Raw genomic sequence first — 12,045 nt, forward strand, 5'->3', positions numbered from 1 at the left:
TCGATGAGTGCTAACGACGATCCAGTCTGACCTATTCCTTGCGTTCAGTCCACTGTCATCGATACGCGGTGACCGACGCCACGTGCGACGGTCCGGCTCACGGGCCTGGTCGCGAGCCACGAGCGCAGGGCCACCAGCGTCACCAGGGCCAGCAGTGTGCCGCCCATCGGGACGAGGAATCCGGCACCGTCCCAGAGGCGGTCCTCCAGCTGTCCGGCCACCGTGACGGCTGCCGCCTGGCCGAGTGCGACCGCGCCGGTCAGCCAGGTGAAGGCCTCCGTGCGGGCACCCGCGGGCACCAGGCCGTCGACCAGCGTGTAGCCGGTGATCAGGGCGGGCGCGACGCACATGCCGACCAGGAGCCCGACCCCGGCGAGGACGGCCACGGAGTGCGCGGCCCACAGCCCGGAGGCGGTCAGGGCCAGTGCGGCGTACCCGACGACCAGGCGGCGGCGCGGAGCCGCCTTCCACGCGACGGCGCCGCAGACGAGGCCGGAGAGCATGTTGCCCGCGGCGAACGTGCCGTACAGGACACCGTTGAGGCCGGGCTCACCGATCGACTCGGTGAACGCGGCGAGCGAGACCTGCATGCCGCCGAAGACGGATCCGATGCCCAGGAAGGCCGCGATCAGAACGCGTACCCCGGGGATCGACAGGGCCGACACGTGCTCCACGCGCGCGTGCCCACCGAGAACGACCGAGGGCTGTGTGCCCTTCCGGGCCGCGAACAGCAGGCCTCCGACGAGGGTCAGCGCGGCCTCCGTCAGCAGGCCCGCGGCCGGGTCAACGGTGGTGCACAGCGCGGTCGCCAGCAGTGGTCCGAGTACGAAGGTCAGCTCGTCGGTGACGGATTCGAAGGCCGCAGCCGTCGTCATCAGGGGCGAGCCCTGGAGCTTGACGCCCCAGCGGGCGCGCACCATGGGCCCGATCTGCGGCACCGAGGCACCGGTCGGGACGGCGGCCGCGAACAACGTCCAGAGCGGAGCGTGCGCGAGCGCCAGGACCGTCAGGGAGAGTCCTGACGCGGCGTGTACGAGGACGCCGGGGATCAGGATGGCGCGCTGGCCATGGCGGTCGGTGAGACGGCCGGCGAGGGGCGCGAACACTGCCATCGAGACGCCGGTGACGGCGGCGACCGCACCGGCGACACCGTACGAGCCGGTGGTGTGCCGCACGAGCAGCACGACGGACAGCGTCAGCATCGCGAAGGGCTGTCGCGCGGCGAAGCCGGGGATCAGGAACGTCCATGCGCCGCGTGTGCGCAGCAGCTGCCCGTACCCCGGGCGGGAAGGGACCGAGTTGCCGGGGGACCCGGAAAACCCGGACGGTCCGGGTCCGGAAGCGACCGTGGATGCCACGGCCCGTGCCTTTCTGCCGCCTGGTAGCGGGCCCCGTATCGGTGCGCGGGGTGCCGAGAGCTGTCCTCTTGCGCGGAACTGCGGTAGATACCGGGCCGCCCACTGCGAGGGCACCGCGGCCGCCGTACGGTCGCGCCAGCTCTGCGTCAGGCAGAGTCGGTTCGATCTAAGTGCGCCTTCATCGTACAGGTATCAGCGATCGTGCCCCTGGGAAAGCGAGCACCCGAGCCGCATCCACCTATGAAGTCCTCGTCCGCCTACGAAGATCCCGGACCGCCTACGAAGTCCCGGAACCTACGAAGCCCCGTTGCCGCCCGTCCCCAGCCAGTCCGCCAGCTTGCCGCCCTGGCCGACGGCCCGCAGTCGCCGCTCGGCCTGGTCCCGGACCGGGTCCGTGGCCACGACGAGCAGTTCGTCGCCGCGATGCAGCACGGTCGTGGGCAGCGGAACGAACGATTTTCCATCCCGTACGACGAGCGTGACCGCCGCGCCCCCGGGCAGCCGCAGCTCGTTGATCTCGACGCCGTGCATCTTCGACCCCTCCGGGATCGAGACGGACAGCAGATGCCCGCGCAGCCGCTCCAGGGGTGCCGATTCGATCCCGAGGTCGGCGGCCTCGGTGGCGGAGGTGTCCAGGTGCAGCTTCCGGGCCAGCCACGGGAGTGTGGGGCCTTGGACGAGGGTGTAGACGACCACCAGTATGAAGACGATGTTGAAGATTCGACGGCTCTCCGCGACGTCGTACACCATCGGGATCGTCGCCAGGATGATGGGCACGGCGCCGCGCAGGCCCGCCCAGGACATCAGGGCCTGTTCCTGCCATGGCCGACGGAACGGCAGCAGTGCCGTCACGACGCTCAGTGGCCGCGCCACCATGGTCAGTACCAGGCCGATGGCGAGGGCGGGCCAGATGTCGTCCAGCAGGTCGTGCGGAGTGACCAGCAGGCCGAGCAGGACGAACATGCCGATCTGGGCGATCCAGCCGAGTCCGTCGGCGAAGCCGCGGGTGGCGGGCCAGTGCGGCAGCTTCTGGTTGCCGAGGACCATCGCCGCCAGATACACGGCGAGGAAGCCGCTGCCGTGGGCGAGCGCCCCGGCCGCGTACGCCGTGACCGCGATCGCCATGACGGCGATCGGATAGAGACCGGAGGCGGGCAGTGCCACATGGCGCAACCCGTAGGCGCCGAGGAAGCCCACCGCGAGGCCGATGGCCGCGCCGATGGCGAGCTCCATGGCTATCACGCCGAGCAGGGAGTACCAGTGCTCGATCGGGCCGGCCGTGGAGAACGAGATGACGAGGATGACCACCGGAGCGTCGTTGAAGCCGGACTCGGCCTCCAGCGTGCCCGTCACGCGCGGGGGGAGGGGCACCTTGCGCAGCACCGAGAAGACAGCCGCCGCGTCCGTCGAGGACACCACCGCGCCGACGATGAGCGCCTGCCGCCACTCCAGGTCGATCAGGTAGTGGGCCGCCGTGGCCGTGACGCCGACGCTCACCGCGACACCGACCAGCGCCAGCGAGGAGGCGGCCGGAAGAGCCGGCTTGATCTCCTTCCACTTCGTGCCGAGGCCGCCCTCGGCCAGGATCACGACCAGGGACGCGTACCCGATGACCTGGGTCAGTTCGGCGTTGTCGAACTGGATGCCGCCGATACCGTCCTGGCCCATGGCGATGCCGATGCCCAGGTAGACGAGCAGGCTGGGGAGCCCGCTGCGCGAGGAGATCCGAACCGCTGCCACCGCGACGAGCAGAACGAGCGAGCATGCGAGCAAAAGCTGGTTGAGGTGGTGGACAGTCAGCGGCCGTTCCCTTCTCGGTACCCCAAGTACTTCGTTACCTTACCTAACTCTTGACGTTTTCTTGACGATCGCGGGGGCGGCCCGACAGTGACTGCGCATACGGTCTCGAACTGCTGAATGCGCGCGTTCCCGACTCCGCGTCAAGGCGCTGAGAGCCCTGACCTATGGTTGCTCCATCGTTCAGTCAAAAGCACAGCCCCGTCTGCCGCTCGCGTTAGGACAGCAAGGACAGCGATGCCCCCCAACACCACCTCATCTTCCGGCCAGAAGCCCGGAAATTCCGGCAGGAAGAAGGGGCGCAGAGCCCGTCTGATCATGATCGCGCTGGTCCTGGCCATCATCGGGGGCGTCGCCTTCGGGGCGTACTGGTCCATCAGTTCCGTGCGAGCCTCCTTCCCGCAGACCAAGGGCTCGATCGCACTCGACGGACTGTCAGGGCCGGTCGACGTCAAGCGGGACGGCAACGGGATCCCGCAGATCTACGCCTCGTCCGACTCGGACCTGTTCATGGCGCAGGGCTACGTCCAGGCGCAGGACCGGTTCTACGAGATGGACGTGCGCCGCCACACGACGTCCGGCACGCTCTCCGAGATGTTCGGCAAGGGCCAGGTCGACAAGGACGAGTTCCTGCGCACGCTCGGATGGGACCGGGTGGCGAAGGAGGAGTACGAGACCAAGCTGTCGGCCGAGACGAAGAAGTATCTCCAGGCATACGCCAAGGGAGTCAACGCCTACCTGCGGGGCAAGGAAGGCCGGGACATCTCCCTGGAGTACGCGGCCCTCGGTTTCTCCAACGACTACAAGCCCGCGGAGTGGACTCCGGTCGACTCGGTGGCCTGGCTCAAGGCAATGGCGTGGGACCTGCGCGGCAACATGCAGGACGAGATCGACCGCTCCCTGATGACTAGCCGTCTCGGCCCGAAGCAGATCGACGATCTGTACCCGGAGTATCCGTACGGCCGGAACAAGACAATCGTCCAGGAGGGCGCGTACAACAACATCACCAAGGAGTACGAGCAGAGCGACGGCACCGGCACGTCCACCGCCGGCACCGGGCTCACCGGCGGCGCCACCGCCCCTTCCGGGCTGCAGAGCCAGTTGTCGGGGCTCTACGACGTCCTCGACGACGTGCCCACGTCCGTCGGCGTGAACGGCAACGGAATCGGCTCGAACTCGTGGGTCGTCTCCGGCGCCCACACCATCAGCGGCAAGCCGCTGCTCGCCAATGACCCGCACCTGTCGCCCTCGCTGCCGTCGGTCTGGTACCAGATGGGCCTGCACTGCCGGAGCGTCTCCGCCAAGTGCCAGTACGACGTCTCCGGGTACACGTTCGCGGGCATGCCGGGCGTGGTCATAGGGCACAACCAGAACATCGCCTGGGGCATGACCAACTCCGGTGCCGATGTCACCGACCTGTATCTGGAGAAGCTCACCGGGAACGGCTACGAGTACGACGACAAGGTGCTCCCTTTCACGACCCGCAAGGAGAAGATCAACATCGCGGGCGGCGGGAGCAAGACGATCGTCGTGCGGGAGACCAACAACGGGCCACTGCTGTCCGACCGCGACGACGAACTCGTCAAGGTCGGCAAGAAGGCCACGGTCGACAGCGCGGCGCCCGACCGCGGCGACGGCTACGGCATCGCGCTGCGCTGGACCGCGCTGGAACCCGGCACCTCGATGGACGCCGTCTTCGCGGTGAACAAGGCGGCCGACTGGACGGCCTTCCGCAAGGCGGCCGCGCTGTTCGACGTGCCGTCGCAGAACCTGACCTACGCCGACACCAAGGGCCACATCGGCTACCAGCTGCCCGGGAGGATCCCGATCCGCGGCGACGGCGACGGCTCGCTCCCGTCGCCCGGCTGGGACTCCAGGTACCGCTGGACCGGCTACATCAAGCAGTCCGAGCTGCCCTACGAGTACGACCCCGAGCGCGGCTACATCGTGACCGCCAACCAGGCCGTCGTCGACAAGGACAAGTACCCCTACGTGCTCACCACGGACTGGGGATACGGCGCGCGCAGCCAGCGGATCACCGACCTCATCGAGTCGAAGATCAAGGGCGGCGGCAAGATCTCGACCGACGACATGCGCCAGATGCAGCTCGACAACAGCAGTGAGATCGCCAAGCTCCTGGTGCCGATGCTGCTCAAGATCGACGTTCCCGACAAGAACGTGCGCGAGGGGCAGAAGCTCCTGGAGGGCTGGAACTACACCCAGGACGCCGATTCGGCGGCGGCCGCGTACTTCAACGCGGTCTGGCGCAACATCCTGAAGCTGTCCTTCGGCAACAAGCTGCCCAAGGAGCTGCGGGTCAAGGGCCAGTGCCTGTACGTCGAGCCGACCGATTCGACGGGCCCTGCCGACGAGGACCAGCGGGTGCGCGAGTGCGGCCAGCGCGACGCGGACAGCGCGCAGCCGGACGGCGGCGACCGCTGGTTCGAGGTGATCCGCAGCATCCTCGACGACGAGGACAACGACTGGTGGCAGGCGCCGAAGACGCGCACCGACACCGCGGCCAAGAACCGCGACGAGCTCTTCGGAAGGGCTCTCGAGGACGCCCGCTGGGAGCTGACCGCCAAGCTCGGCAAGGACATGGACACCTGGAGCTGGGGCCGTCTGCACCGGCTGTACCTGGAGAACCAGACCCTGGGCACCGAAGGCCCCGGCTTCCTGCAGTACATGCTCAATCGCGGCCCGTACGACATCGGCGGCGGCGAGGCGGCGGTGAACGCCACCGGCTGGAACGCCGCGGGCGGCTACTCGGTGGTCTGGGTGCCGTCGATGCGGATGGTGGTGAACCTCGACGACTTCGACAAGTCCAAGTGGATCAACCTCACCGGCGCCTCCGGGCACGCCTACAGCGGCCACTACACCGACCAGACCGACAAATGGGTCAAGGGTGAGCTGCTGAACTGGTACTCGTCGGAGAGGGCGGTCGGCAAGAACACGTCGGACTCGCTGGTACTGAAGCCCTGAGGCCTGCGGATCGGCACATGGCCCTCCACGCGCGCGTGCGGCAGGCGCGAGTGGAGGGCCATGTCGCGTACGAGCGGCGGGACCTCAGCGGAAGTGACGTACTCCCGAAGGGGTGACGACCGCGTGCACCGGCCGGTCGTGCGGTTCCTCGGGAACACGGTCGACCACTTCGGAGTCGTACAGCAGCACCACCAGCGCGGGATGGGCCCCCGCCCCGTCCAGCCGCGCGAGCACGCGGTCGTACGACCCGCCACCGCGCCCGAGCCGCATCCCTCGCGCGTCCACGGCGAGCCCCGGCAGCAGCACGGCGTCGGCCGAGAGCACGGCGTCGGGGCCGAGGGGCTCGCCCACGGGCTCCAAGAGGGCCATCTTTCCCCGGTGTTGTACGGGTGCGAGCGAGCCCTCACCCTCATACGCACCCCAGTCGAGGTCGTTGTCCGTCAACAGGACCGGCAGCAGCACGCGCACCCCGCGCGCATGGAGGGCATCGAGGAGCGCGCGCGTACCCGGTTCACTCCCCACGGATACGTACGCCGCCACCGTGTGCGCCTGCGCCAGTTCGGGCAGCTCCAGGGCCCGGTCGGCGAGTACGGCCTCCGTTTCCCGCAGGTCATCAGCCGTCAACCGGCTCCTCACCGTGAGGAACGCTCGCCGCAACATTCGCTTGCCAGAGTCGGCTTCGGGTCCCGGCTGACTCACAGTTTGCTCCCGTACTCTCGGTAATGCGCTCATATGAGAACGAATTAACCGGAGCCACAGATTCCACGCAAAGGCACCGGTTATGGTGGCGGGCATGACTGAGTCGCACCCCAGGATCAGCAAGGCTGTCATCCCCGCAGCAGGCCTCGGCACCCGGTTCCTGCCGGCCACCAAAGCCACTCCCAAGGAGATGCTGCCGGTAGTCGACAAGCCGGCGATCCAGTACGTGGTCGAGGAGGCCGTGTCCGCGGGTCTCGACGACGTCCTCATGATCACAGGCCGGAACAAGCGCCCCCTTGAGGATCACTTCGACCGCAACTACGAGCTGGAATCGGCCCTTCAGAAGAAGGGCGACGCCGGCCGGCTCGCCAAGGTGCAGGAGTCCAGCGACCTCGCGACCATGCACTACGTGCGCCAGGGCGACCCCAGGGGCCTCGGCCACGCCGTCCTCTGCGCGGCCCCGCACGTCGGCCACGAGCCCTTCGCCGTCCTGCTCGGCGACGACCTGATCGACCCGCGCGACCCCCTGCTCGCGCGCATGGTCGAGGTCCAGGAGCAGCACGGCGGCAGCGTCATCGCGCTCATGGAGGTCGCGCCCGAGCAGATCCACCTCTACGGATGCGCGGCCGTCGAGACCACCGTGGACAGCGACGTCGTCAAGATCACGGACCTGGTCGAGAAGCCGGCCGCGCAGGACGCCCCGTCGAACTACGCGATCATCGGCCGCTACGTGCTCGACCCGCACATCTTCGACATTCTGCGCAAGACCGAGCCGGGCCGCGGCGGCGAGATCCAGCTCACCGACGCCCTCCAGCAGCTCGCCGCCGACGAGAAGGTCGGCGGGCCCGTGCACGGCGTCGTCTTCAAGGGCCGCCGCTATGACACCGGTGACCGAGGCGACTACCTCCGTGCCATTGTCCGACTCGCGTGCGAACGTGAAGACCTGGGCCCCGAATTCCGGACCTGGCTTCGCAGTTACGTCACCGAGGAGATGTAGCAATCTTGAGCAGCGCCGCGACCCGCGTCACCGGCCAGGACCAGGACCACCTCTGGACGGTGACCGAGCACCTGGAGGACATCCTCACGACCGTCCACCCCCTCGATCCCATCGAGCTGCAGCTCCTCGACGCCCAGGGCTGCGTTCTGGTCGAGGACGTCACGGTGCCGGTCTCCCTGCCGCCGTTCGACAACAGCTCGATGGACGGGTACGCGGTCCGGGTCACCGATGTCGCGGGCGCGAGTGAGGAGTTCCCGGCCGTTCTCACGGTCGTCGGGGACGTCGCGGCGGGCCAGGGCGAACCGCTCCACGTGGGTCCCGGCGAAGCCGCCCGCATCATGACCGGCGCCCCGCTGCCGCCCGGCGCCGAGACGGTCGTTCCCGTCGAGTGGACCGACGGCGGTCTCGGCGAGGGCGCCGCCTCCCGGATGCGTGCCCACAGCACTGCCCCCGAGGGGGCCACCGGACAGGTGCGGATCCACCGCCCGGCACCGGCCCGCGCGCACGTGCGCGCGGAGGGCAGCGACGTCAAGGCCGGGGACCGCGCCCTCGAAGCGGGCAGCGTCCTCGGACCGCCCCAGATCGCGCTGCTCGCCGCGATCGGCCGCGGGACGGTACGCGTGCGCCCGCGCCCGCGCGTGGTCGTCCTGTCCACCGGCAGCGAACTGGTCCAGCCCGACGAGCAGTTGGGCAGCGGCCAGATCTACGACTCCAACAGCTTCGCGCTGACCGCCGCCGCGCGCGACGCCGGAGCCATCGCCTACCGCGTGGGCGCCGTCGCCGACGACGCCGAGACGCTGCGCTCCACCATCGAGGACCAGCTCGTCCGGGCCGACCTGCTGGTCACCACGGGCGGCGTGAGCGTGGGGGCGTACGACGTCGTCAAGGAGGCGCTGGAGTCCGTCGGTGACGAGGACGAACCCGGCAGCGGCATCGAGTTCCGCAAGCTCGCCATGCAGCCAGGCAAACCCCAGGGCTTCGGCTCCATCGGCCCCGACCACACCCCGCTGCTCGCGCTGCCGGGCAACCCCGTGTCGTCGTACGTCTCCTTCGAGCTGTTCGTACGCCCCGCGATCCGCACTCTGATGGGCCTCGACGACGTCCACCGGCCCACGACCACGGCGATCCTCAGGACGGACAAGGCGCTGACCTCACCGACCGGACGCCGTCAATTCCTGCGCGGGCGGTACGCGGACGGGGAGGTGACCCCCGTCGGCGGTGCCGGATCGCATCTGATCGCGGCCCTCGCGCACGCCGACGCGCTGATCGTGGTCCCCGAGTCCGTGGAGTCCGTGGAGCCCGGTACCGAGGTCGAGGTGGTCCTGCTCGGCTGAGTGCCCGGACTTGGGGGTACCGTGTCGCGCACAACAGGCCCGACCGGGAGCGCCGCAGCACATGACTGTTCCTTCCCGGGGAGAAACCCCCGGACCCCCTGCGCAGGACCGACTGACGCACCTCGACGATGCGGGCGCCGCCCGCATGGTCGACGTGTCGGGGAAGGACGTGACCGCGCGCACCGCCCGCGCCAGCGGTCGCGTCCTGGTCTCACCCCGGGTGGTCGAGCTGCTGCGCGGCGAGGGCCTGCCCAAGGGCGACGCGCTCGCCACCGCGCGCATCGCGGGCGTCATGGGCGCCAAGCGCACACCGGACCTGATCCCGCTGTGCCACCCGCTGTCGGTGTCGGGTGTGAAGCTTGATCTGTCGGTCGCGGACGACGCCGTGGAAATCCTGGCCACCGTGAAGACCACCGACCGTACGGGCGTGGAGATGGAGGCCCTCACCGCGGTCAGTGTGGCGGCCCTCACCGTGATCGACATGGTCAAGGCGGTCGACAAACAGGCGGTCATCACGGACGTACGCGTCGAGGAGAAGACGGGCGGCAAGTCGGGCGACTGGAGCCGGGCATGACCGCTCCGGCCGAACCGCCGACCGGCGGCGCCCTCGTCGCTCCGTACTCCGCTCTGGTCGTGACCGCCTCGAACCGCGCGGCGGCGGGCGTGTACGAGGACAAGGGCGGCCCCTTGATCGCGGAGGGGCTGGCGAAGGCAGGCTTCGCGGTCGACGGACCATGGGTCGTGCCCGACGGCGATCCGGTCGAGAGCGCGCTCAGGGGCGGCGTCGAGGCGGGGTACGACGTGATCGTCACCACCGGCGGAACCGGCATCTCGCCCACCGACCGCACCCCCGAGGCCACCCGTCGCGTCCTCGACCACGAGGTACCGGGCATTCCGGAGGCCATCAGGGCGTTCGGAAGAGAGAAGGTGCCCACGGCGGCACTGTCCCGGGGACTCGCGGGAGTCGCCAAGGGGACGCTGATCGTGAACCTGCCGGGCTCCACGGGCGGGGTGCGGGACGGGCTCGCGGTCCTGGAGCCCCTGCTGATCCACGCCGTCGACCAGATCCGCGGCGGCGACCACCCCAGACCCAGCGGCAGTGGGGGTGCGAGCTGAACAGTCCATCCTGGCCGGTCGAGCTGGCGGAAGGCGATGTCCTCCTCCGGCCCATAAAGCTGCGCGACCAGCGAGCCTGGCGCGAGGTCAACCGGCGCAACCGGGAGTGGCTGCGCCCTTGGGAAGCGACCATTCCACCGCCCACCCCCAGCGGGCCGATAGCGCACCGGCCGACCTACCGCCAGATGGTCCGTCATCTGCGTTCCGAAGCCAACGCGGGCCGGATGCTGCCCTTCGTCATCGAGTACAAGGGGCGGCTCGTCGGGCAATTGACGGTCGCGGGGATTACGTGGGGCTCGATGTGCTCGGGCCATGTCGGGTACTGGGTGGACGAGGCGGTCGCCGGGCGCGGAGTGATGCCGACGGCTGTCGCCCTCGCGGTCGACCATTGCTTCCGCACCGTGGGTCTGCACCGCATCGAAGTCTGCATTCGCCCCGAGAACGGGCCCAGTCGCCGGGTCGTCGAGAAACTCGGATTCCGCGAGGAAGGGATTCGTCCGCGCTATCTGCACATCGACGGCGCCTGGCGCGACCACCTCATCTTCGCACTCACGGCGGAAGAGGTACCGGACGGGCTGCTCAGCCGCTGGCAGCGAGCACACTCGAGGAACGGGTCCGAAAACTCACCAAGGGACACGCCTCGGAACCCCGCGTAAATGAAATAAGTGTTCGAAATGATCGACCTTCGACCACCCTCGGACATTAATGTGGCCCTCCCGGCGGCCTGCTGATCGCATCGATCACAAAAAAAGCTCGAAATATCAGCCAGATCGTGCGACACACCGGCGGAATTGGCAGATGGCCTCACGCAAACCCCTCTACCGTGTGAGGCGTGAGCAGCAGCGGCCTCATCTACGCAGTCATCGTCGGGGCCTGGGCCGCCTACTTGGTGCCTATGTGGCTCCGTAGGCAGGACGAGCTGAATGAGGCCCGTCCGACGGAACGCTTCAGCACCGCCATCCGGCTGCTGTCCGGACGGGCGGGAATGGAGCGCCGGTACGCCAAGGACCTGCGGGCGCGCTCCGCCGAAGAGGGGGAGCAGCACGCCGAAACGGACGGCATCACCGGCTCGGTGGACGCCCGGGCCTTCGCCATGCCTCAGACACGGCGCGAGGTACGGGCCGACGTCGAGGACGAACGCGGAAACGCACGGAAGAGCGCGCGGGGCGCACGAGGCGCTCGCGGAGCACGCGATGACGCGCGGCCCGAGGCGCAGGGCGGGCCCGCGGCGAAGCCGGCGCCCAAGTCGGCATCCGCGGCGGCGCCGAAGCCCGGCTCCCAGAAGGGGGCGCAGTCGGCCCGCCCGGCGGGCGCCCGGCCCGTGCCTCAGCAGGGAGCCAAGCAGGGCGCCAAGCCGGGGGGCAAGCAGGGTGCCTCGTCGGGTGCCAAGCAGTCGTCGTCCGCGTCCGCGGCGTCCTCTTCCTCGACCGCGGCGTCGTCGTCCGCGTCGTCTCGCGCGCGGCGCAACGCGTCGGCGGAGGCCGCCGCGCGCGCTCGACGCACGAAGGTGCTCGCGCGTCGGCGACGTACCACGACCGTTCTCTTCCTGGCCTTCACGCTCGGCGCGATCGTGGCGGCCGTCGGCGGACTCGCGTTCCTGTGGGCGCCCGGCGTGCCCGCGGTGATGCTGAGCGTGTACATCGCCTATCTGCGCTCGCAGGAGCGGCGGCGCTTCACGTACACGATGGATCGCCGGCGCGCCGAGGCCGCGGCGCAGCGGCTGCGGGAGCGGCAGCCCCGGCGGCGGCCGCCCGCCGAGCCG

The 12,045-nt window shown here is 69.4% G+C and carries 9 protein-coding genes and 1 pseudogene; 7 read left to right on the top strand and 3 right to left on the bottom strand.

Features of this window, described 5'->3' with window-relative positions:
• Nucleotides 1-44 precede the first annotated feature (44 nt).
• Nucleotides 45-1,358: an MFS transporter gene (locus tag FGD71_RS42130; protein WP_119105872.1), complete on the bottom strand. Its 1,314-nt coding sequence runs from the start codon at nt 1,356-1,358 to the stop codon at nt 45-47.
• Between the two features lie 294 nt (nt 1,359-1,652).
• Complete coding sequence (locus FGD71_RS42135; protein WP_119105873.1) at nt 1,653-3,158, bottom strand: potassium/proton antiporter; 1,506 nt, start codon at nt 3,156-3,158, stop codon at nt 1,653-1,655.
• Nucleotides 3,159-3,392: 234 nt separating this feature from the next.
• Between FGD71_RS42135 and FGD71_RS42140 the strand changes: the two genes are divergently transcribed.
• On the top strand, nt 3,393-6,137 hold the full coding sequence (locus FGD71_RS42140; protein WP_119105874.1) for a penicillin acylase family protein: 2,745 nt from the start codon (nt 3,393-3,395) through the stop codon (nt 6,135-6,137).
• 84 nt (nt 6,138-6,221) lie between these two features.
• Here FGD71_RS42140 and FGD71_RS42145 read toward each other — a convergent pair whose 3' ends face one another.
• Nucleotides 6,222-6,797 (bottom strand): 5-formyltetrahydrofolate cyclo-ligase, encoded by a 576-nt coding sequence (locus FGD71_RS42145; protein WP_119105875.1) that lies wholly within the window; start codon nt 6,795-6,797, stop codon nt 6,222-6,224.
• A 133-nt stretch (nt 6,798-6,930) separates the two neighbouring features.
• On the opposite strand from FGD71_RS42145, the gene galU reads away from it, so the two are divergent.
• The 6 genes and pseudogenes from galU to FGD71_RS42175 all read left to right on the top strand — a co-directional run.
• Nucleotides 6,931-7,833: a UTP--glucose-1-phosphate uridylyltransferase GalU gene (galU, locus tag FGD71_RS42150; RefSeq protein ID WP_119105879.1), complete on the top strand. Its 903-nt coding sequence runs from the start codon at nt 6,931-6,933 to the stop codon at nt 7,831-7,833.
• Between the two features lie 5 nt (nt 7,834-7,838).
• Nucleotides 7,839-9,167 carry a molybdotransferase-like divisome protein Glp gene (gene glp / locus FGD71_RS42155; RefSeq protein ID WP_119105876.1) on the top strand — a complete coding sequence of 443 codons (1,329 nt, stop codon included), beginning with the start codon at nt 7,839-7,841 and terminating at the stop codon, nt 9,165-9,167.
• A 61-nt stretch (nt 9,168-9,228) separates the two neighbouring features.
• Nucleotides 9,229-9,741, top strand: a complete 513-nt coding sequence (moaC, locus tag FGD71_RS42160) for a cyclic pyranopterin monophosphate synthase MoaC (RefSeq protein WP_119105877.1) — start codon at nt 9,229-9,231, stop codon at nt 9,739-9,741.
• Nucleotides 9,738-10,283 (top strand): MogA/MoaB family molybdenum cofactor biosynthesis protein, encoded by a 546-nt coding sequence (locus FGD71_RS42165; protein WP_119105878.1) that lies wholly within the window; start codon nt 9,738-9,740, stop codon nt 10,281-10,283. The genes moaC and FGD71_RS42165 overlap by 4 nt, the downstream gene beginning before the upstream one ends.
• Nucleotides 10,280-10,939, top strand: a complete 660-nt coding sequence (locus FGD71_RS42170) for a GNAT family N-acetyltransferase (protein ID WP_181359382.1) — start codon at nt 10,280-10,282, stop codon at nt 10,937-10,939. The genes FGD71_RS42165 and FGD71_RS42170 overlap by 4 nt, the downstream gene beginning before the upstream one ends.
• Nucleotides 10,940-11,115: 176 nt before the next feature.
• Nucleotides 11,116-12,045 (top strand): annotated as a pseudogene (locus FGD71_RS42175) (gephyrin-like molybdotransferase receptor GlpR); the annotation flags it as partial.

The sequence above is a fragment of the Streptomyces sporangiiformans genome (genome assembly GCF_005768555.2).
Taxonomy (GTDB): Bacteria; Actinomycetota; Actinomycetes; order Streptomycetales; family Streptomycetaceae; genus Streptomyces; species Streptomyces sporangiiformans.

Coding starts and splice junctions, on each gene's coding strand:
- FGD71_RS42140 (WP_119105874.1), top strand. CDS start 3,393: ATGCCCCCCAACACCACCTCATCTTCCGGCCAGAAGCCCGGAAATTCC.
- FGD71_RS42145 (WP_119105875.1), bottom strand. CDS start 6,797: ATGTTGCGGCGAGCGTTCCTCACGGTGAGGAGCCGGTTGACGGCTGAT.
- galU (WP_119105879.1), top strand. CDS start 6,931: ATGACTGAGTCGCACCCCAGGATCAGCAAGGCTGTCATCCCCGCAGCA.
- moaC (WP_119105877.1), top strand. CDS start 9,229: ATGACTGTTCCTTCCCGGGGAGAAACCCCCGGACCCCCTGCGCAGGAC.
- FGD71_RS42165 (WP_119105878.1), top strand. CDS start 9,738: ATGACCGCTCCGGCCGAACCGCCGACCGGCGGCGCCCTCGTCGCTCCG.